We start from the raw sequence: 22,127 nt of genomic DNA, 5'->3' as shown, positions 1-22,127 counted from the left end.
GATAAGGGGCTAAAAGGAACTCTATAACAGTCTCTAGCCACTTTGATAAGAGGTACAGGGGCTTATAAAACGGGATGGAGGTACTTATAAACTGGTTATACATATTTGATGAAGTTGGTGAAAAGGCTCAGTATAGTGGCTAAAGGCCATTTAAATAGTGGTTAAAGGTTGTCTCAGTAAAAATGAAAAGCCATTGCTGCTGCAATGGCTTTTGTTTTATTTGTGAAATCTCATCAGTAATAAAAAAAACACATTTTGGAAACATAAATAATTTTTATGATTTTACATAATTACCATATTTTTATTATCCCTTTCTGGTTTCCTGCTCCTTCTATTTTTATTCTAATAGTATCTTTTAAGTAGGGTTGTTTTAAATACCCCCACACTACATCAGCACTATCTAATTTTTTTTTGTCCTCTAGGAAAATATCTAGTGATATAGAATCTTTTTTATTTCTTTCATAGCTCAGATTATATGGATATTTACTATAATTATCAATTCTCGTTTCTTCCATAGAATGGTAACCATACCTAAAACCTTTCTCAATATAAGGTTTAAAATGAAATCCTTTTAAATTAGCAGAATCAATGATTTTATATTCCAATTCCTTTACAAAAACTTTTCTTTGTTTTGCTTCTTTGATTGTTGTGGTTCCACCTCTATATTTCCATTTTTGGTAACCATACCATCCAACTGATGAAGAAAAAACTCCAAATGCATAATAAAGGATTGTACAAAGTATAACAATACCTATAAAAACAATAATATCCTTTTTCATTTCTTTATATCTTTTCCATTTTTATCTACAGGTATAACTGGACCAACTGTAAGTACACCTACCTTACGAATTTTTATTTCTTTATCTGCAGGAAGAAGGAATCTATTTAAAAAGTTAATTCCTCCTCCTTTATTTTTATTAAAATAATCCATAATGTTGTTAGGAGCAGGATCTCTAACCTTCGGAACATACCATGCATTATTAGATCTTATATCTATAATTTTATTAAGGGAATCCAACATCACCGTTGCACAAGATTGACCAATAACACAATATTTTTCTGCACTTGCTGCCTTAGCTGCTGCTGCTTTTATTTTTACATCCTCCTCTTTCGTTGTTTTAACTGTAACAAATTTATCATAATGATGTTTTTCACTAGGAACAGGATTAATAGTATTTGCTTTTAACATCGCTTGCTTAGGACTTAATCCTGTTCCTAAAAATGTTCCAACATCTGCATTTTTAGCATCACCATATGGACTACTTCCTTCACCCGTTCCATTCATTGAATAATAATACCAACCATCTCTTTCATTTCCTACAATAACAGCTCCATGTCCGGCTATAGGTACTGCTTTAGAATCTGCAAGAAATATTACATCTCTTCCATCTGGGTCAAAGCCATTGATGGGGTCGTTTACAACATAATTATAAGGACTGTTATTATTAAATTTTTCAGCAAGTTCATCAATCACACCCCATCTTCCTAGGTCTGGCATATACATTCTTGCTCCATAATCATACATTCCTGTTTCCTGCAACTCTTTTCCATTATACTTGTAACTATAATATCCTCCAAAATTAGAATTACTAAACATTCCTTCGATATGATTCAAACCAAATGGATAGTAGTTATTTGTATCTGTAACTTCAAGAATACCTTCATTATTTTTAGCAAAACTTACTCTGGTATTACCAATATGATCTCTATATTGGTAAATATAACGATTTTCTATAAAACTGTAAAATCCTTCAGAAGTAGGAACAAAGTCAAGCTTCCACTCAGGTGTTCCACCAATCCCAGGAAAGGTATTGATATTTCTATATGCCTGTTCTTCAAAGGCCTTTTCAGTGCGGCATTCCAGGCATAGCCCTCCACCATCTCGATATGAATACTGAAACCCATCCAAATAATCAATTATAGTGTTACTAGTTTGCCCTCTCAAGGGTCTGCTAGAATAAGTTTTTCTCAGTTTGCTTCCATCTGCGCTATAAAGGTATTCCAGACCTATATATGTAAGAAGACCAAACTTATTGTTTAAAATTGAATATGAAGTAGGCAAATTAAGATAATTATAAACAATAGTATTAATTCCTTTATCCATCAAACTTGTCATGTTCCCATTCAAGTCATAATCAATAATATTATTTCCTCCTTCATAACCAGAATCATTTAAAGAACTTTCAATCACCTGATCCAAACGGTTTCCTGTGTATTTATATTCAAGGTCATCCACTTGGGTAGAAGTTGTCCCATAAACGGGTAAAGCATTTCTTTTTAAAAATGTAATATTTCCATTTAAATCATATACTAAACGTTCATCAAAATTCTTATTGTGTGGGTTTGTCGTTTCTGGTTCTGCATATTCACCATCAGTTAATCTATTAAGTTTATCATAAGTATAATTATATCTTTTGAGATTATTGACAGTAGCTATATTCCAATCAATTTCAGCAATATTCCCATTATACTTACCGGGAGAAATATTTGAATAGACTGGGTTTGTATATTTTACTTTATAACCAAACAGCTTTCCATTGAGATTAGAAGGGTCATTAATTTGAGTCATCCAACCACGAATATTATACTTGTAATCAATCTGTTGAAGTGGAGAAGAAACTGTAACACCTCCTACTTTTTTAGATTCTAACTGAGAAAGTTCATTATATTTATTCTGAGCAAGAATCTCTTCCGGGCTACTGTCAACCTTATGCTTGTGCACCAATAGCCTGTTTTGATTATCATAATCAAAAGTTTCTACAATAACTCTTTCTGTATCAGAATTAAGCCTTTTGTGTCTTGTTATGGACTGTTTCATAATGCCTGTGAAATCCAATTTGGATTCTATATGAGTATATCCTCCTAAATGATTGATGGAATGGCTTCCGATAACCCTTCCTTTCGTATCATAATAGGTATAATTCTTTGTCCAGTTATCGTCTTCAATATTTTTTAATAAAGATACAACAGATAAATTATTCGTATTCACATTATCATTTTGTGAATCAGATACAACGGCTGTTCCTAAAATATTTACCGGAAATATAGGGTTAAAACTATATGAAGGATAGGAGTCATAATAATTCACCGACATTAATTTAACCCATCCAACATTAGGATATGTGCCATTTGGATCATAAAAAACATCCATCCCTTCTCTATTAAAAAAAACATTGGTAGTTCTCTTAACATTATTGGATATAAAACCGTCTGCCAAAGTTTGCTCGGAGACTCTTGTTCCTCCAGAAAACATGCCTGTAAAAGCTACTCTTCCGAACTGATCGTACTTTGTATATAGCCATTGTCCTTTATTTCCCAAGTTCGCATCTCTTGTTGCAACTACTCTGTCCTGCCTGTCATAGATAAAATATTCAATTCCCTTACCAGGCAATTTTTTTTCTACTAGGCGTAATCTCTTATCATAAGAATATTGATAACAGAAATCATTCCGTACGAGATCAGATATTATTGTACCCGGGGAAATATTTTTGATACTTTCGGATGCTTTAGGAGTAATGATAAATGCTATTTTATTGTAGTCATTATAAATATAGTAAGTATCTGCATTTTCACTTGAATTTAACATCCTCCTTTCTAGCACAATCTGTCCTTCATGATTTCTAAATTCAATTACTGTATTTCCATCCTCATCAATAACACTATTTTTGTAGAGTTGCTGTGGAAGATAATAACCATTTGAAGAATTATTATCGGCTACTTTTAAAACTGAGTTGGTTTTATTTTCCTGCCAAGTTGTTGGTGTAGTATAATATTTTCTTACTTCACCATCTGAATTTGTACTGTAAATAAACTTAACTGGCTTTCCACTCCAATCTGTACCAACATTAATCTTTTGTTGAATTCTATCAAGAGGAGAATTTTCCATTTTAATTTCAGAGTAAATCTTTTCGGATCCATATATATCTGGCTGAGTTGCATTACTAAGTGGATTACTATAGAAATTACCATTTTGAGTTGAGGGCTGAGGTACAGGAAGATATTCTTTTAATTGTCTTCCAAATCCGTCATACTCAATATGATTTACTACATCTTTTCCTAATGGTGAAGCTTTTACATTAACAGTTTGCTTTGGTCGCCCTAATCCGTCAAAGTATTGAACTGTTTCAATTCGTTTGGCCGTTGTACTTGTATCTGTTACAGGTTCAAGATATTCTCTTGACCGTATATAATTTTCTGTTGCTGTCTGCGCATAACTTTGTCCAATGACAAATATACTTAGCGCAATAAAAATATTTTTCATGATTATTATTGTATCGAGTATGTAAAATCAAAAACTAAATTCATATCATTAACCAAAGAAGGAGAAGCAGAAGATATTTTAGCTATAATATTTCCACTAGTATCAATTGTTAATAACCATACACCATTTGCATATGTACTAGATGACCTTTCACTAGATGGTACACAAATTCCACTAATCTTTCCTACCACTACTCCTGTATTCCAAGGAAGATTATTAAAATACCTGAATCCCATCTGAACCCTAATCTCACTAGGATTATTTAATGAGATTGATCCATAATGAAATTGACTGATGCCACTACCTTTTGTTACAGAACAGTTTAATTGAGTACATGTTCCATACAGATTTGCAGCAGCCTGCCCATTAATGGCTATGTCATTCTGAACTTGCTGTTCAGCATCAGCCTGACTAATAATGGAAGTATATTTTCCTTCAGGAACCACATATGTGTAAGAACCACCAATTGCACTTCCACCACAGTTGTTTCTTGTAAAAGATGGACTTGCTGCTGAACTGTAAAAGGTTTTCGGTGCGTAGTTATATTTGTTTTCTTTCAAAATGTTACCATCCCTATCCAAAATCCTTATAAGTCTATTCGCTGCATCATATTTATAGGTCTCTTTAAGTCCAGATGGAGATATAATTGCTTTCACACCTACCAATGGATCATAAGTATATACAGTTATTTTAAAATCTTTAAAATCTGTTTTCTTTTTAAAGCTTTCCAATTCATTAAGTAAAGACGTTTCAGTAGCATCATCCATGTCTAAATCCGATTTCTTTACTATTTCCAACTGCTGATAGGCATTTATATCATCAGGACTTAAACCGAAAGCCTGCATTGTCTGTGCATATGTTCCTCCTTCAATTTTTGCAATCGGCTGCGTTTGTTTATATCCCCAGATAACTGTAACAGGAGCCCCATCCTTTGTAGTATATTGCAACAATTCTCCTTTTGAATTATATTTATCGTAGGTTGCATCTGTCGGAGTATTTATATTTGGATCATTTAAGTTATAAGTAGTTAATGAAGTTGGATTAAAGTGATTTTGATTATCATATTTAAAAGCCCTATTTAGAATTTGAACATCATTTTTAAAAATACTAGTCCCAGTCTCATCGGAAAGAATGTTGGCCTGAGCAAATCTATTCATTGAACTAGAATGGCCAAATGATTCACTAATTTGGTCTAAGTCTGGGGTAACAGTCTGTGTTTGCCATAACAGATTATAACTATCGTAGTTATAATCTACTTTAGTTAATAATGGCATATTGTCTAAATAATCAATTGTTTTGGATTTTTTCAATAATGATTGTTTTGAAAAAATAGGGTAAAAACTAAATACTGATACCGGATTATCAACGAGATCGGGTTGATAGGAACCATTATTGTAACAAGAGCTTGCTATAGCACAGGCATTGGTATAAGCAATACTATGAAAAAGTATAAGAGAAGAACCATAAAATAATTTAGAAAGAGAATTTGAATATTCATTTACTGTCTCCCTAATTAATAAATTATTTGAATCAAACAATTTTATACTTTCTACTGAACCATTATCTGGTGTATCTTTTGATTTAATTTTAGGAAAATAAACGGGAACTTTATCATCTTTGAACTGATATTCAGTTTCAGGATTATTATAATAAGAAGTAACAATTTTTCCTTTTGAAGAATTATTATTGTCCTGTTCTTTCCTGGTCACTGTAGAATATGCAACCATATTTCCAGTAGACAAAGGTGATGAGGTGTTATCAGATACTGCCAAAAGAGTCAGCGTTGTAAAGTTGTAGGTAGTAAAGCTATTAAAACTGCCATTAACACCCGAAATAAGTCTTGTAGTAGTTTTTTTAAATAGATCCAGCGGGTTATGAGATTTACCCCCTTCGTATTCGAAAATAGTTTGAGTTACTACATTGTCATTTAGATCATAATTCGTTTGTTTTGCCAATCTAACACCATTACCTCTGGAAAGTACTGAAGGGTATTCACTAACAAATAGATTATCTGCTGAATTGAGTTCATATTCAAATTTTGCATACCCTTTTGTAGGGTATGTAACTCGTTCCAATATACCCGCCTTAGCAAAATCAATATTTGCTTTTTTATCATTATTGTTTTTATCATTTAAAGGAACATTGGTTCCTCCATTGAGAGTAAAATTAAAATCTGTAGGATTAGGAAAAAGAGTTTTATTTCCTATACTTCCATTAAAGTACCCCCAGTAATCTACTGCAAAAGAATCTTTATCTGGTAGAGACACCGAACTATACTTGAAAGAATACTCATCAGTGTCATTAATAATTATAGAATTCAGTTTTAATCTTTTATTGTAACGATTGACATCGGTAATGGAGATATTACTTTGTTGAATATTTAAATTTGCAGCTTCACTTCTAACAGTTTTACTATCTTGAGAAGTGAAATATGAATAATTAAAAGCAATTTTTTTGGTTATTTGAGATGCATTATTCTGAACTACAATTTTATCCAGTTTATTACTTTTTGACCAATCATCTCTCCCAGAATACTCAAAACTTATTTTACCAAAGTCTCCTTTGATTTCATTTACCAGCAAAAGATTTCTTGTATAGTATCCTCTATGAAAACCTACAGGTATGAAATAGTCCCCTACGGTTTGTGAAGAAGTATAAGGAGCACTGGTGTAACCTTCTCCATTGTAACTTCCATTATATTCACCACCATACCCGCTTGTCGGTTTACAATCTCCTATATAATAACTATTGGGAGGAAATGCACTATCACTATGGCTATAGTGATCTGAGGCAAGTGTTAGATTCAAATGTTGTGCATAAGGAGAAATATATTCAGGCTCCAAATTTTCTTTATAGCCAATTGCAATTGTCCTGTTATTTTTATCAATGATTTTTGTGACAACATAATTTCGACCCTGTACATTTGACAAACTGGTTGTACCATTTGAATTTACTGAGGCTGAACCAAATTCTTCAGCCTTACTAAAATAATATTTAATTCCCGCTGGGCTCGTAATAATAAATAAATCAGTTGTATTATATTCTATCTTAAACCCTCTTTTATTAATGCTTTCAAATGTAGGAACAAAGTTTAAACTTGCCGGATAAAGTTGCGTTGAAAAATTGTTCGTTATAAACTCAACCTTTTCTCCAAACAGGTTACAAACAAAAATATCAGGAGCTGTATCATACTCTGTTAAACTAGTATTGTAGTTCTTAAAATATCCTCCAATTGGAAGCATTGCTCTCATTGATTTATAGTAGGTATATTTATCATATCCCAGCTGATTTAGATATTGAGAAGGAATGGCTGAGTTTTCACAGGCTTCAAAATTATTCCTTGTAAAAGGAGGTGTACTATCATATAAAAAATCAAATTTTAATTTATTATATTGACTAAAGTCATCAAAGCCTCCGGATACATACTGGGTTATTGTTGCCATAGGAATACCCCATCCTAATCCTACACTTGACGCTTCATCACGAACCTTAACTCCATTACCTGAAACATAATTAAGATTTAAAGGAATATTAATATCACCTTCTCTAATATTTTCTAATGGTATTACAGGAGAATTAGCTCCTACATATTCCGAATTTTGTATTTCTCCATAACGTTGAAAAGCTGCTGTTGAAGGCGTTTGTGGGAAATCTTTAAAATAATATGGCTTATTTTTATCAATTTGAGAATATACTATTGAAAACAATGACATTAAAGCCAGTGTCGTTAATTTTTTTTTCATCCTGCTTATTTTTTAATGAGTTTAGCATTCGCCGTTTTATTATTATCAGTTTTTATCGTCACTAGATAAGCTCCCTGAATGAGTGCCTGAGTATTAATCTTGGTTACTGTATTTTTTGTTTTCAAATTCTGAAGCTGTCTTCCGCTCATGTCATACAACAGAATATCAGCTTCTTTAAAGTCAAAACCGATTTCTACATAAGCATAATCCGAGACTGGATTTGGATAGATTTTGATGTCATATTTTTCAATTAACTGATCAACCTGTTTGTCGCCCAGTTTTACAATCTTCCAGTTTTCTTTTCCAAGCTCTTCTGCACTGGTTCCGGCTAAAACAATTGATCCGTCTCTGTTCAGTTTTACATCAGAAAGTCTTTCTTCTTTTTGTCTGGATTCTCCTTTTACGTGCTTTCTCCACTGTTCATTTCCGTTTTGATCTAAATACAGCATCCAGAAAGTCTCATCATCAGCTTGGATTCTTCCTTCAGCCTGGGTATAGCCTCCCAGTAGAATACCTTTAGAATATTTGTCATCTGCGGAATGAAGTACACTCATTCCCATTAAAATATCTCGATTTTTGAAATTGTAGGATTTCTGCCACTGTTCATCACCTCTTTCGTTTAAAGCAATCAGCCAAAGATCTGTTCCTTCTTCTATTCCTACTGTTTTATTTCCTGACCTTTCTGATCTGGATTCTCCGCCAACGATGAATCCGTTTGAAGTTAAAGCCAATGTTCTGATATGATCGTCACCTTTTCCTCCAAAATTCTTTTCCCATTCAACTTTTCCGGTTTTGTCTAGCTTGACGATCCAGTAGTCGCCTTCACCATAATTGCTGCTGGCTTTTGGCATCTGACTAATGGCCGATGAGCTTGCAGACCGCTGGCTATTCGTTTGTGTGTTGTCGGATCCCGAAACACGAACCTCGGAACTCCTGGAATAAATTCCCAGTAATGCTCCGCCATCACGAGTTGGAATCATCTTTTCCACTTCGTCTAAACCTTTTCCACCTAAAATTAATTGTGAAAGTTCTTTTCCGTCTTTATCCAGTTTTGTGATCAAAACATCTTTGGAACCGTAACCTTTTAAAGAATTTTGAACATTTCCGGCCACAAAGAATCCTAAGTCTGTCGTTTGAATAACAGCTCTTGCTTCTTCATCGGAAGAACTTCCCAATGTTTTCTGCCACAATTCATCTCCAAATTCATTGATTCTTATGAGCCAGATATCAGAACCTCCTTTAGAATCTTCTTTTTTATCCAATCCTTTTCCGGAATAAGAGGTCCCGGCTAATAAAAAACCACCATCCTGAGTGGTAACTGCTGCGGATAAATAATCATGATTCTGTCCTGAGAAGTATTTTTCCCAGACTTCTTCTCCCTGCTGATTGAGTTTAACCAAATGGAAATCGTAACCGTTGTTTTGTTTGCTGCCTTGTTGTAATTTGTCGCTCTGAATTGAGCTGCCAGTGACCAAATATTGCTGGTCAATAGTTGTAGTAACCTGGCTTAGAAAATCCTGGGTGGAGGATTTGATGTCTCTCTGCCATACCACTTCCTGTGCAGATAAGCTAAAAAAAGTACATAAAGAAAATGCACCGAGATAAAGTTTTCTCATTTTAATATTGTTTTCTGAGTTACGAATTTGTTTATTAAAAACTGTGTAAATTTAACACTTTTTAAGATTCAAAAATTAGCTTGTTATGATTCACTATAAATCATACTATTAATTATTAAATCTTATTTATAATATATAAGAAGCTATTTCATTCTGATGCAAAAATATCTATCCAATACGACAGAACATGTCGTATTAAAAATAAAAAAGCAAGAAAGCAAAATCAGAATATTCATCCTCAATTAAGAAAATACATCACATAAAAGAGAATATAACATTAACTTTTAAAGCATAAATAATAATTTTAAAATAATCTTTAATCATTTCATTACCAGCTATTGACATGCTTGTTTCTTCTTCATAGGTTTACTGTATGATGAGAAAAAACTATTACCGGAAACTGGCCTTTATGGTTACATTGCTGACCATCCTATTCGCCTATCAGAAATATACAAGTCGGGAAAAAGAACCTTTTCCTGATGTAAGGTTCATTTCAAACGCTACACCGCTTGCTTATTTATCGGATTTTGATCCTAATATATTGAATAAAGAGCAATGGCAGAAACTTGGTTTTTCAGAGAAACAGACTGCTACAATTCTTAAGTATAAGGGTATAGTAGGTGGGAAATTTACATCAAAAGAACAGTTGAAAAAATGTTATGCTATTTCTGAAGAGAAATTCAACGAGCTGGCATCATTTATATCACTTCCTGAAATAGTAGAAGCAGGAAAATCTAAGGAGTATAATAAAATCGGTAAAAAAGAACTTACAATTGCGAGAAGATTCAATCCTGATCAGTTTTCTGCTAATGATTGGCTTAAAATGGGTTTCAGTGAACGACAAGCCGAAGCTATAATAAAATATAAAAATTATCTTGGCGGAAGTTTTATCAGCAAGGAAAAATTCAAAGAATGTTTCATTATTTCAACGGAAAATTACAGTAAGCTACACCCCTACTTATTGTTACCGGAAAAAACTCCTGAAAATTTCAGAAATTTTGCAAAAAGTGATGCAGTTAAAACCAAAATCCAATATCATACTTTTGATCCTAATCAACTGGATATAGAGGGATGGAAAACTTTAGGTTTTTCTGAAAAGCAGAGTATCACAATCATCAATTACCGAGATAGAAATTTACGGGGAAATTTTAAAACTCCGGAAGATTTGCAAAAATGTTTTGTGATTTCCCCTGAGAAATTCCAGGAAATGAAACCTTATATTAAGCTTCAGGAGAAACAGCAGGAAAAAACTGATTTTTCAAAAACAGATCTCAATACAATTACATTCAAACAGCTTATAGAATTCGGTCTGGATGAAAGAAGTGCCGGATCAATTATCGGATTTAGAAAGAAGCTGGGAGGTTTTATGAATAAACAGCAGATTTTAACGACTTACAATATTGATAAGGATATTGTTCAAAAACTGATTTCGATAGCACCGCTCAATAATTCAGATGTTCCAAAATATTCTTTGGTAGATGCGCCTGAAGAATGGCTTAAAAATCATCCTTATTTTAAATATTCTGCAGACAAAATTATTTTTTACAGAATCAGTAATCCGGATGATAAAAAAATATGGAAACTTTTAAAGCTAAAACCAGAGTATGAAGAAAGAATGAGGCTATATATTAAATAGTTGAGAGACTGTTTCAATCTCTCAACTATTTAATCAATTTAATTAATCGATTGTTTTGCTGGAATCTGTAAGCAAAGTGTTTAGCATATTCATTTCATCTTCTGTAAGATCTCTCCACTTTCCAATGGGAAGATCAAGCTTGATGTTCATGATACGGATTCGCTTCAGCTTTTTTACATCATATCCCAGATATTCACACATTCTTCGGATCTGTCTGTTGAGTCCTTGTGTAAGAATAATTCTGAAATTCATATCGTCAATCTTCTCCACTTCACATTTTTTGGTCACAGTATCCAAAATGGGAACACCATTTCTCATTTTTTCAAGAAATTTAGGTGTGATGGGCTTATCTACACGAACCAGATACTCTTTCTCGTGATTATTGCGGGCTCTCAGAATTTTATTAACGATATCACCATCACTTGTAAGGAGAATAAGTCCTTCACTCGGTTTATCCAGTCTTCCGATAGGAAAAATCCTTTTGGGGTGATTGATATAGTCTACGATATTATTTTTTTCACGTTTGGTGTCCGTAGTGCACACAATTCCTACCGGCTTATTAAAAGCTATATATATTGGTTTTTCCTGTGGTTCTCTGATTGGTTTTCCGTCTACTTCTACCAAATCTTCATCTGAAACTTTCGTTCCCAGTTCAGGAACTATTCCGTTTATTTTGATTCTTCCTTCTTCCAGAAGTTTATCAGCCGCCCTTCTTGAACAGTATCCTACTTCTGATAAATATTTATTAATACGCGTTTTTTCCATTAGTCTTTTCTGTAACCGGGATCATTTTATTTTTACAGGCCTTCAAATCTGTATTCATTATTCAAGAACTGATCTGTAGCATCTTCAATAGCATAATCCCCTATCTTGGTTCGTCTTAATTGAGTCAGATAAGCTCCCACACTCAATTCCTGCCCAATGTCATGAGCCAGACTTCTAATATACGTCCCTTTAGAACAGCCTACCATAAAACTTATCAAAGGAAATTCAATTTTAATATCTTTGATATAATGAATGGTTGTTTTTCTGGCTTTCATTTCCACTTCTTCACCAGCTCTCGCAAGGTTGTAAGCTCTTTCACCATCAATTTTAATGGCTGAATAAACCGGTGGTTTCTGTTCAATTTCTCCCACAAATTTTTCCAGAACTTCTTTTACCTGTTCTTCAGTAATATGGGAAATATCCTGTTGAAAGATTTCGGGTTTTTCGGTATCATAAGATTCCGTTTGTACTCCAATTTTAATCTCTGTCCAATATTCTTTAGGTGCATCCTGAATTTCAGGAATTTTCTTTGTGAATTTCCCGCAACAGACAATTAGAAGCCCTGTTGCTCTGGGATCTAAAGTCCCGGCATGTCCTATTTTAAATTTTTTAGGAAGATCGAACTCCCTTTTAAGTTTATATTTCATTTTATTGACAGCCTGGAAGGAAGTCCAGTCCAAAGGCTTATCCAATAAAAAAATGTATCCTGATTTCAGTTCTTCAGCAGTCATGAATGGGTATAATGTAATTTCTTATTTAAAGAAATAAAAATAGATCAAAAGAGCAACTCCAACGAAAATACGGTACCAACCCCATGGCTTGAAACCATATTTGTTAAGTACTCCAATAAAAGCTTTGATAGCAATAAGTGCTACAATAAATGCAACGATATTTCCAACCACAAAAATCATAATGTGATCCTGTGAAGCCATAATCATTTCGTATCCTTTTTGCGGATTGGGTGTCTCTTTTCCCCAAGTCTTTACAAAAACGGAGTACACCGTTACTGCCAGCATGGTAGGTACAGCAAGGAAGAAAGAGAATTCCGCTGCCGCTTTTCTGGTAAGCCCCTGTGCCATCCCTCCAATGATAGAGGCCGCACTACGGCTTGTACCCGGCATCATCGCAAGACACTGCCAGAAACCAATGGTAACTGCTTTTCTTATGGTAATTCCTTTTTCATCGTCAATTTTAGGGTTCTTAAACCATTTATCAGCAAACAGCAGAACAACACCTCCTAAAACCAATACAGAAGAAATAGCAATCTGATTTCCTAGTACAGCTTCAATTTTATCGTCAAATAAATATCCTAGAACCAGTGCCGGAACTACAGCAAAAGCCAGTTTAAAATAAAACTGAATATTATTTAAGTCAAAAAACTTTTTCCAGTAGGCTACAACAACAGACAAAATAGCCCCAAACTGAATAGATACCTGAAACATTTTTAAAAATTCCGTTTCTTCCAACCCCATAAGGTTTGCGGTAAATCCCATATGTGCGGTAGAAGAAATAGGAAGATATTCTGTTAACCCCTCTACAATGGCAATAATAATTGCTTTGATTAAGTCCATATTCTTTTAAAAAATTAAAAAGATTAAAAAATTTAAGAATTAAAAAAGACCGGCTCACTGCCTGAATCTTTCAATTCTTAAATTTTTTAATCCTTAAATAAAATTATTTTTATTTATTTTCTTTTTAAGATCGCGTATACTTCTATTACAAATCCTATAACAACAAACAGAGGTGCTATTCTGATTCTTCTGATAGAAAAGATACCGTCATTCCATGAGTTGGGATCAAATTTACCATCTACCGTGTTGGCATCAGGCCCCATCATCAGGAGAAATCCAACTACAATGAAAGCCAATCCTATCAGCATCCATTTGAAATTCTGCTGTCCGAAATAGAAAGCGTTTTCCTGAGGTACCTCAGCTTCATTTCCAAAGTCTGAAGCCGAAATTTTGTTTATTTTTTTGCTCATTATTAAGAGTAATATAAATCGTCAACGTTTGATTTTAAGAATCTCCATGTAGCGAAAATTGTACTTAAAACAGAAATAAAGATTCCCACTCCAAGTACCAGAATAACCAGCCAGAAATACTGGTTGTTGTCCTGTACGAAAGCAGAACCAATCTGACTTGTGAAGTAATACCAAACTCCTCCTAAAGCAAGAAGACCAATTACGGAACCAATAGCTCCTAGAATAATAGCTTCTACAATGAAAGGTTTAAGGATAAATCTTCTTTTCGCTCCTACAAGCTGCATTGTTTTAATAATAAATCTCTTCGAGAATATTTTCAGACGGATAGAGTTGTTAATCAATACTACCGCCAATACCAGAAACAGAATAGAAAATCCAAGGATCCACTTCAAGATTCTGCTCAGGTTATTATAAACATCCACCATCAACGTACTGTCATTCTTTACATCGATAATTCCCGGAACTGATTTAATTTCTTTAATTGCTTCATCAATTTTTGCCGGATCTACAAATTCCGGTTTCAAAGCAACTTCAATGGAAGATGGAAAAATATTTTCTTCGAACAATGCATCACTGTCAATTCCCATCGTTTTCTTGGCTTCCTTAGCCGCCATCTCTCTTGAAATATAGGTTGCCTTTTTTACAGGAGCTAATAACTGTACCTTTTTAAAAGTTTCTTCCTCCAGTTTTGCAATTTTCACAGAATCTTTAGCGTCATAGTTTTCATCAAAGTAGGCGTTCACCACCAACTGTTCTTTGATATAGTCAGAATACTTCTGGGCATTAATCAGAATAAGCCCCATTAATCCTAACAAAAATAACACTAAGGCAATACTTATCACTACTGTAATATTGCTGGACCGAAGCCTTTTCTTATTAAATTCATCTACAGATTTAGCCATTAATATTAAAATTTTTGGCTAAAATAGAAAAAATCTTCCGAAATTTGGGACGAAAAAAAGAAAATCACTGTTAATAAAATCATAAAAAACTTTGAGTGTAAAAGCAAAAAAACATCTGGGACAGCACTTTCTGACAGATGAAAATATCGCAAGAAAAATCGTAGAAGGTCTTAGTTTTGAGAACTATAACAACATCATGGAAGTAGGTCCCGGAATGGGAGTTCTTACCAAATATCTTCTTGAAAAAGATCAGAACATTTATCTTGCAGAAATAGACACAGAATCTATTGAATACCTGAAAAACAATTATACAAAGGTTACTGAAGATACTTTTGTAGGAGATTTCCTGAAACAGGATTTCAGTTTTCTTAAAGAGGATCAGATTGCTATTATTGGTAATTTCCCGTATAACATTTCATCACAGATCTTATTTAAAATTGTAGATCATTATGAATTGATTCCGGAAATGGTAGGAATGTTCCAGAAAGAAGTAGCGGAAAGAACGGCTGCAGTTCCGAGAACTAAAGATTACGGTATTCTTTCTGTACTGATACAGGCTTATTATGATGTATCCTATATGTTTACGGTACATGAAAACGTTTTTAACCCACCGCCGAAAGTAAAGTCAGGAGTCATCCGCCTTACAAGAAACCCTAAAGAAGGTCTTGCGGGCAATGAAGTTCTGTTTAAGCAGATTGTAAAAACAGGATTCAACCAAAGAAGAAAAAAGCTTTCTAATGCATTAAAATCCTTAAACATTCCTGAAGCATTGAAAGGACATGAATTTCTAGATAAGAGAGCGGAAGAGCTGAGTGTAACAGATTTCATCCATTTCGCCAACCTCTGGAAAGAAAATCAATAAACATAATACGATAAAAGCTCCTGACTTAGGAGCTTTTTTGTTGGATTTGATACAATAAACAATATTCATTAAAAGCAGAAAGCCTTTCAAAATAAAATTTGAAAGGCTTTCTTTTATATTACATTATCAATTCTAGTTTCTGTTTTTCAGCATAATCCATCCTGACCAGTTCATCTGAGCTTTTGATTTTGGATATTCAAATTGGAACTTATACCAGTATGTTGCTGTAGGAAGTCTCTTCCCTCCTACTGTTCCGTCCCAGATAGGATTTTCTTTTGAGAATCTGAACATCTCTACTCCATATCTGTCATATACAGAACCTGTAAAGTTTTTAAAGTCTCCAAGAGCTTTAAGATCCAGTACATCGTTGATTCCGTCTTCGTTCGGCGTAATAATGTTGTTAATCTGCAATGTGAAGAATTCAAGAGATCCAACGCAATGTGTTCCTACTCTTCTTACCAAAACAGTATAGTTTGTATTATCTAAAAGATTGGTAAATACGTTTGAAGCCTGCCAGGTAATTCCGTTGTCAATTGAATACTCCAAAGTACTTGGTGTATTGTTCATTGGCGGGTTCTCTGCAGTAATGGTTACTGTTTTCTTGATACTTTCATAGTTAATAGCCGTAACGAAAGGTGTGGCAGCGCCTAATACTTTAGCTTCGAAAACTTTTTTACAGATACCATTATCAATTTCTACTGAGTAGATTCCCCATTGGTCTACCACAATTTTCTGCGTGGTAGCTCCTGTGCTCCAAAGGTACTTGTATCCTTGTCCTGCTCCTGCATCAAGCGTAACTTTATCTCCAATACACATTTCAACATCTTGTAATGGTGAAGTGATTTCTGGTGTAACCTCAATTCTTATGGTAGCCGGATTAAGAGATTTACATCCTTTTGCTCCAATTGCATACACAGTAAATGTTGTTGTCTGATATAGTGTAACAGTCTGCATATTACCTGTTCCCATGAAGTTGCTCCACAGATAAGTGTCCCCCCCGTCAGCAGTAAGGGTTACAGATTCTCCCGGGCATATTTTTATTCTTGAAGCTTTTACTGTAGCTGTTGGTGTTACTTCTTTCTGCAATGTAAGTTCAACTATTTTGCTACAGAAACCACCATTGGAAACAAGAACATAAAGGATTTGTCCGTCATTACCATTATAGTTCAATGGAGTCTGAATATAATTACCATTCTGTGCAACGGCATCTGCCTGATTTTCGTAGAATTTAAATATCGCTCCCGGTGTCGGGCTGATGGTAGGCATAATGGTACTTAAATCAAAAGTAGTAATATCCGGTGTAGTACAAAGTAATAACGTGGCATCCTGAGCCTGAGGAGTTGTTCCTCCGTGAATCTGAATGGTAGCTTTACCCGGACATGGATTACCGGGAACACTTACTTCGATTGTATAAGTACCAGGCTGTACAGCTGTAATGGTATTCGTAGTAGCATTAGGTACTGGTGTACCATTATAATACCATTGGTATACAAGGTTAGGATCATTTACGGAAGCAGTGATTACCTGAGGTACATTATCACACACATTGATATCTGAAGGTAATTTTGTCCCTGCAGGGTCTAAAAGGTCTACTCCAATATTGAAAGATCCTCCTTCTAAAAATACTGCAGAGTCATAACTGTGGTCACTATAATCGGCAATTACCATTTTGAAGTGATATTGCTGTCCTGCCACTACTGTTGCTGTAGCAGTCAATGGAATTGTTCTTCCATTAAAGTTGGTTTCAACGTTACCTGTGTTGTATCCTGCAAAATATTGCTCGTTTACGGCTCCACAACTGGATCCGATTGCAGGGTGAATATTGGTAATACTTACCGGTCCTGCCCCTCCAGGAAGTACGGCCATATTTACATAAGGTCCGCCTGAAGTAGGTTTAAGCAAGATTGCAAATGCATCTGCAAAGGTACAAGGGAATGAACCTGTATATTCTTCGGATGCAATAAGGTAGTTAAATTTAATCTGGCTGGTTGTAGGAACGAAGTCAAATTCCAATAGAACGGCATCATTCAGCCTGCTTTCCACTACCCCAATAACCTGTGCAAGGTCTGCATCTGATCCTCCACCGTTAACATCGTTAAGGCCATCCTCAAATGTATTACCAGCTCTTCTTGCGAATCCTGTAGAAAGGATAAGCCCATCTTTAAAAGGGAAATTGGTGGCAGCCTTATGAAAATATCCCCAAGCTCTGTTCGCATCACTTGCAGCATGATTAGGCGTAATCTTCACATTGGATATATTCGGAGTCAGACAGGTATTGGTTCCGGATGAAATCAATACATCTTTTACCATTTTCTCTATCGTATAACTGGACTCAGGGTATGACGGGGCGTTCACGTCAATAAAAGCTCCTGCTCTTCTGGACAGGGTGGAACTGGTTTTCTTTACCGGTTTCCTAGGAGTAAGATTTTGTGAAAATAAAAAAGTCGAGGTGACTAAAAAAAATAAACAAAGCGGTAGATATCTTCTCATAATATTTTTGTTTCAACAAATTTAATTTTTTTTTAAATATCTCATATACATATTTGCATTTTTTACAACAAAAAATCAAAACATCTCCCTTTTATAGTCTATTTTCGTTAATCAATCCCTATCCGTTCAAACAATAAATAATTTGGCAGCATTGTGCTACTAATTGTTTTAACATATTTATCAATGATTTTAAATAATCCATAAAACACAATAACCTATATTCTTAAAAGCAACAAAATCTTTCAATAATGAAAGATTTTGTTGCTTTTTTTATTTTAAGAATTTCTAATTTCTATTCTTTAAAAGGATCCAGCCTGAACGCTGTTCCAATTTCTTACTGGCAGGGTTTTCCCATTGTACCCTATACCAATATGTCGCGGTAGGAAGATTGATTCCTTTTAAAGATCCGGTCCAGATCACATTCCCTTTGCTTGCTTTGAACACTTCTGCACCATATCTGTCGAAGATGGAAGCTGCAAAGTCTTTATATCCGCTAATTCCCGTAAAGTCTATGGTATCATTTATACCATCCATATTCGGCGTAATAGCGTTGCTAATGATGAAGGTAAAATAATCCAGAGAAGTACCACATTTAGCGCCTACTACTCTTACCATCAAAGTATACATGGTATTATTTAGAAGACCTGTAAATACATTAGATGACTGCCAGGTCAGTCCCCCGTCTATTGAGTATTCTAAAACCCCTCCTGTAGGATTACTTGCCGTAAGGGTAAGAATATGATTGTCATAAACAACATTGGTAAACTGTGGCAGATCAGGGTTGATAAGCTGAGCCGAGAACGTTTTGGAACAAGTACCATTACTGATCGTTACAGAATACGTTCCCGGGATATTAGTCGTTATGGTTTGAGTGGTTGCTCCTGTGCTCCATAAATAGGTATAATTAGTTCCTGCTCCTGCATCAAGCGTTCCTTTATCTCCTGCGCAGACAAATACATCTTTTAAGGTAGAAACAATTGCAGGAACAACTTGAATAGTTACTTTTGCAGGATCCACAGAACTACATCCGTTTCCTCCCAATGCATATACCGAATATTCTGTTGTTGTGGTCGGTGTCACAACCTGAGTATTTCCATTTCCGGTAAGACCTATCCAGTTGTAGGTAATTCCACCCGAAGCCGTCAATGTTACAGATTCTCCTTCACAGATTTTTAATTTTGATGCGGTAAGTCCTGCGATAGGCGGGCCTACCTGAACTGTTACACTTGCTGCTGTTGCAGAGATACAACCGTTTGCTCCAACGGCAAATACCGTATAGGTAGTAGTCACGGTAGGTGAAACCACCTGAGTGTTTCCATTTCCGGTAAGACCATTGCCCCAGTTATAGGTCACCCCTCCGGAAGCCGTTAATGTCACAGATTCTCCAATACAAATACGGGGCTGAGATGAAACCACAGCAGCCACCGGCTGTACTTTATCTTCCTGTACAGTTACTGTTGATGTAAAGTTACAGCTTAGATTTCCTGGTTGTGAAACATTTGTAACGGTTAATGTATACGTACCTCCGGCACTTACCACAGGTGTAAGTGTATTACCTCCTGATACAATAGTTCCTCCCGTTGTTGTCCATGTAATGGTAGATCCTGCAGGCACAACAGATGCCGAAGCATTGATTGTAATCTGTGGAGTTGTACAGGTAATTGTTTGTGGGGCAGCAATTGTAAGAGTGGTTTGAGCTGTTTGCAGCAACTGAAGAGAAACTACATAGCTACAGCCTCCATTGCTTACCAATACATAAATGGTCTGGTTTGCAGGCGGTGTATAGGCTGTAGGATTCGCAATAAAGTTTCCGTTGGCAGCATTGGCGTCTGCCTGATTGATATAATAAGTAAATGTCACCCCTGAAGTAGCAGTAATCTGAGGTTGCGCTTCAGTAAGATTAAAAGCTAATCCTGGCTGATAACACTTATGGAGTATCGCATTTTGTGCGGTAAAAGGTTCCGATACTTCAATAGTTATAGTAGCAGGATTTTGAGAGGCACAACCATTTGCTCCTACTGCTGTTACCGTATAAGTAGTGGTAACAGTAGGTGAAACTACCTGCGTATTTCCGTTTCCGGTAAGGCCATTGCCCCAATTGTAGGTAGCTCCTCCTGAAGCTGTAAGTGTTGTAGAATCTCCTTTACAAATTTTTATTTTACTCGCTGTAAGTCCGGTCACTGGCGGTGCGCTGTTCCCTGTTACGGTTACAGTACCTACTGCTGTACAGGTAAGATTTCCGGGCTGGTAAACTTTTGTTATTGTTAACGTATAGGTTCCGGCGGCATTGATCACCGGATTTAACGTGGTAGCTCCTGAAACAATATTTCCTCCTGTAGTGGTCCAGCTGAATGTAGCCCCTGCCGGATAAACTGATGCTGATGCATCCAGGGTAGTCTGAGAATTGGCACACGTTAGCACTATCGGAGGAGCAATAGTAGGAATCATTTGTGGTGCTTTTACCAACTGTAATTCTGCAACTTTTGCACAGAAACCGTTAGCTACTCTTACATACACTGTTCCACCTGCACTTTGGTAAGCTGTTGGGTTAGGAATTGTATTGGCATTTCCTGCGTTAGCATCTGCCAATGTAGTGTAATATGAAAATACAGCTCCTGGAGTAGTACTTATTGAAGCCTGTGCTGATGTTAAATTAAAGGTAGCATTTCCCGCAGCATAACACGCTGTTAAAGTTGCATTCTGAACTGTAGGAGATGTTCCTCCCACTACTGTAATAGTTGCTTCTCCCGGGCAAGAATTCCCTTGAATAAATACTTTAACAGTGTATACGCCCGGTTGTGTAGCGGTGTAACTTGCATTGGTTGCCCCAGCAATCGGGTTGGTTCCTAAATACCACTGATAGGTTATATTAGGTCCCTGAACTGAAGCTGTGAAAGTCTGTGGTGTATTATCACACATATTTACAGACGAAGGAAGCTGTACTCCTGCCGGATCAAGGATTTTTACTCCAATATCGAATGACCCTGCTTCCAGAAACACAGCTGAATCAAAGTTGGGATCCTGGTAATCTGCCAAAACGATTTTGAAATGATACGTTTCTCCCGGGATTACAGTTGCTTTTGCCGTAAGGGGAATGGTACGTCCGTTAAAATTGGTTTCTATCTGAGCGGTATTGGTACCGCCGTAATAAGCTTCATTTTTAGGTCCGCAGTTTTGGTATTGCGGGTGAATATTGGTAACACTTACAGGTCCTGCTCCACCGGGAAGCACTGCAAGATTGGTATAACTAGGGTCAGTTGCTTTTTTCAGCAACAGGGCAAAACCATCTGTAATGGTACATGGGAAGTTTTGCTGATATTCTTTTGATGCAAATAAATACCTGAAAGTAATCTCCGTAGAAGCCGCCACAAAGTCAAATTCTATAGAGGTAGCATTTGTAAGGCTGTTATTACCGATTCCCAAAGCGCTGGCAAGATCTGTATCTCCTCCTGTTCCCAGATCATCACTTAAAGTTCCCTGAAAAGTATTTCCTGCTTTTGCAGCATATCCCGTAGAAAGTATAATTCCTTTGCTGAACGGGAAATTGGTATTGGATTTATTGAAATATCCCCAGCTTCGGTTCTGATTGCTAGCTGGTAAATTGGGAGACACGGTTACGTTGCTTACACTGGAATTGGTACAGGTGCCTCCGGATATAAGAACATCTTTTATCAATTGAGTGATAGGATAGCCGGATTCAGGGTAACTTGGTGCATTCACGTCAATAAAGACACCAGCCCTTAAAGAAGCAGCACTAGGTTTTGCAGCAATTTCTACTCTTTTTTGTTTTTGAGCCAAAACAAAGTTCCCTATGAAAGCCAGAAATATTGCTAAAAATAAATTTCCTCTCCTCCTATTTAACATTTTATAT

At 35.6% G+C, this 22,127-nt stretch carries 13 protein-coding genes; 2 read left to right on the top strand and 11 right to left on the bottom strand.

What is annotated here, in order from left to right; genetic code table 11:
- Positions 1–290: 290 nt before the first annotated feature.
- Genes CLU97_RS06505 through CLU97_RS06490 form a run of 4 tightly spaced genes read right to left on the bottom strand, consistent with a single transcriptional unit; the run spans position 291 to position 9,620 of the window.
- Positions 291–779: a hypothetical protein gene (locus CLU97_RS06505; RefSeq protein WP_121487203.1), complete on the bottom strand. Its 489-nt coding sequence runs from the start codon at positions 777–779 to the stop codon at positions 291–293.
- Positions 776–4,261 (bottom strand): DUF6443 domain-containing protein, encoded by a 3,486-nt coding sequence (locus tag CLU97_RS06500; RefSeq protein ID WP_121487202.1) that lies wholly within the window; start codon positions 4,259–4,261, stop codon positions 776–778. Before CLU97_RS06500 ends, CLU97_RS06505 begins: the two co-directional genes overlap by 4 nt.
- 5 nt (positions 4,262–4,266) lie before the next feature.
- Positions 4,267–8,004, bottom strand: a complete 3,738-nt coding sequence (locus CLU97_RS06495) for a DUF5977 domain-containing protein (RefSeq protein ID WP_121487201.1) — start codon at positions 8,002–8,004, stop codon at positions 4,267–4,269.
- Between the two features lie 5 nt (positions 8,005–8,009).
- Positions 8,010–9,620 (bottom strand): T9SS type A sorting domain-containing protein, encoded by a 1,611-nt coding sequence (locus CLU97_RS06490; RefSeq protein WP_121487200.1) that lies wholly within the window; start codon positions 9,618–9,620, stop codon positions 8,010–8,012.
- A 373-nt stretch (positions 9,621–9,993) separates the two neighbouring features.
- Between CLU97_RS06490 and CLU97_RS06485 the strand changes: the two genes are divergently transcribed.
- A complete protein-coding gene (locus CLU97_RS06485) occupies positions 9,994–11,256 on the top strand; it encodes a helix-hairpin-helix domain-containing protein (RefSeq protein ID WP_121487199.1) in 1,263 nt (420 codons plus the stop codon).
- A 42-nt stretch (positions 11,257–11,298) separates the two neighbouring features.
- On the opposite strand, the gene rluF is transcribed toward CLU97_RS06485, so the two are convergent.
- The 5 genes from rluF to CLU97_RS06460 form a co-directional block, all read right to left on the bottom strand.
- On the bottom strand, positions 11,299–12,021 hold the full coding sequence (gene rluF, locus CLU97_RS06480; protein ID WP_121487198.1) for a 23S rRNA pseudouridine(2604) synthase RluF: 723 nt from the start codon (positions 12,019–12,021) through the stop codon (positions 11,299–11,301).
- A 32-nt stretch (positions 12,022–12,053) separates the two neighbouring features.
- Positions 12,054–12,752, bottom strand: a complete 699-nt coding sequence (gene truB / locus CLU97_RS06475; protein ID WP_121487197.1) for a tRNA pseudouridine(55) synthase TruB — start codon at positions 12,750–12,752, stop codon at positions 12,054–12,056.
- A 21-nt stretch (positions 12,753–12,773) separates the two neighbouring features.
- Entirely contained in the window at positions 12,774–13,592 is an 819-nt protein-coding gene (locus CLU97_RS06470) for an undecaprenyl-diphosphate phosphatase (RefSeq protein WP_121487196.1), read from the bottom strand.
- Positions 13,593–13,705: 113 nt separating this feature from the next.
- The gene (locus CLU97_RS06465; protein WP_175579935.1) at positions 13,706–14,002 is read right to left on the bottom strand and encodes a DUF3098 domain-containing protein; all 297 of its coding nucleotides are present in this window, start codon (positions 14,000–14,002) and stop codon (positions 13,706–13,708) included.
- Positions 14,003–14,004: 2 nt separating this feature from the next.
- The gene (locus CLU97_RS06460) at positions 14,005–14,904 is read right to left on the bottom strand and encodes a cell division protein FtsX (protein ID WP_121487195.1); all 900 of its coding nucleotides are present in this window, start codon (positions 14,902–14,904) and stop codon (positions 14,005–14,007) included.
- A gap of 91 nt (positions 14,905–14,995) precedes the next feature.
- Between CLU97_RS06460 and rsmA the strand changes: the two genes are divergently transcribed.
- On the top strand, positions 14,996–15,766 hold the full coding sequence (rsmA, locus tag CLU97_RS06455; protein WP_121487194.1) for a 16S rRNA (adenine(1518)-N(6)/adenine(1519)-N(6))-dimethyltransferase RsmA: 771 nt from the start codon (positions 14,996–14,998) through the stop codon (positions 15,764–15,766).
- Positions 15,767–15,898: 132 nt separating this feature from the next.
- On the opposite strand, the gene CLU97_RS06450 is transcribed toward rsmA, so the two are convergent.
- Together CLU97_RS06450 and CLU97_RS06445 are read right to left on the bottom strand one after the other, a co-directional pair.
- A complete protein-coding gene (locus CLU97_RS06450) occupies positions 15,899–18,256 on the bottom strand; it encodes a choice-of-anchor L domain-containing protein (protein WP_121487193.1) in 2,358 nt (785 codons plus the stop codon).
- Positions 18,257–18,541: 285 nt separating this feature from the next.
- Complete coding sequence (locus CLU97_RS06445; RefSeq protein WP_121487192.1) at positions 18,542–22,120, bottom strand: choice-of-anchor L domain-containing protein; 3,579 nt, start codon at positions 22,118–22,120, stop codon at positions 18,542–18,544.
- Between the last annotated feature and the right edge of the window lie 7 nt (positions 22,121–22,127).

It is taken from the genome of Chryseobacterium sp. 7, assembly GCF_003663845.1.
Taxonomy (GTDB): domain Bacteria; phylum Bacteroidota; class Bacteroidia; order Flavobacteriales; family Weeksellaceae; genus Chryseobacterium.
This window is presented reverse-complemented; position numbering and strand designations above follow the sequence as displayed.

Coding starts and splice junctions, on each gene's coding strand:
- CLU97_RS06495 (WP_121487201.1), bottom strand. CDS start 8,004: ATGAAAAAAAAATTAACGACACTGGCTTTAATGTCATTGTTTTCAATA.
- CLU97_RS06490 (WP_121487200.1), bottom strand. CDS start 9,620: ATGAGAAAACTTTATCTCGGTGCATTTTCTTTATGTACTTTTTTTAGC.
- CLU97_RS06485 (WP_121487199.1), top strand. CDS start 9,994: ATGATGAGAAAAAACTATTACCGGAAACTGGCCTTTATGGTTACATTG.
- CLU97_RS06460 (WP_121487195.1), bottom strand. CDS start 14,904: ATGGCTAAATCTGTAGATGAATTTAATAAGAAAAGGCTTCGGTCCAGC.
- CLU97_RS06450 (WP_121487193.1), bottom strand. CDS start 18,256: ATGAGAAGATATCTACCGCTTTGTTTATTTTTTTTAGTCACCTCGACT.
- rluF (WP_121487198.1), bottom strand. CDS start 12,021: ATGGAAAAAACGCGTATTAATAAATATTTATCAGAAGTAGGATACTGT.
- CLU97_RS06505 (WP_121487203.1), bottom strand. CDS start 779: ATGAAAAAGGATATTATTGTTTTTATAGGTATTGTTATACTTTGTACA.
- CLU97_RS06500 (WP_121487202.1), bottom strand. CDS start 4,261: ATGAAAAATATTTTTATTGCGCTAAGTATATTTGTCATTGGACAAAGT.
- CLU97_RS06470 (WP_121487196.1), bottom strand. CDS start 13,592: ATGGACTTAATCAAAGCAATTATTATTGCCATTGTAGAGGGGTTAACA.
- truB (WP_121487197.1), bottom strand. CDS start 12,752: ATGACTGCTGAAGAACTGAAATCAGGATACATTTTTTTATTGGATAAG.
- CLU97_RS06445 (WP_121487192.1), bottom strand. CDS start 22,120: ATGTTAAATAGGAGGAGAGGAAATTTATTTTTAGCAATATTTCTGGCT.
- CLU97_RS06465 (WP_175579935.1), bottom strand. CDS start 14,002: ATGAGCAAAAAAATAAACAAAATTTCGGCTTCAGACTTTGGAAATGAA.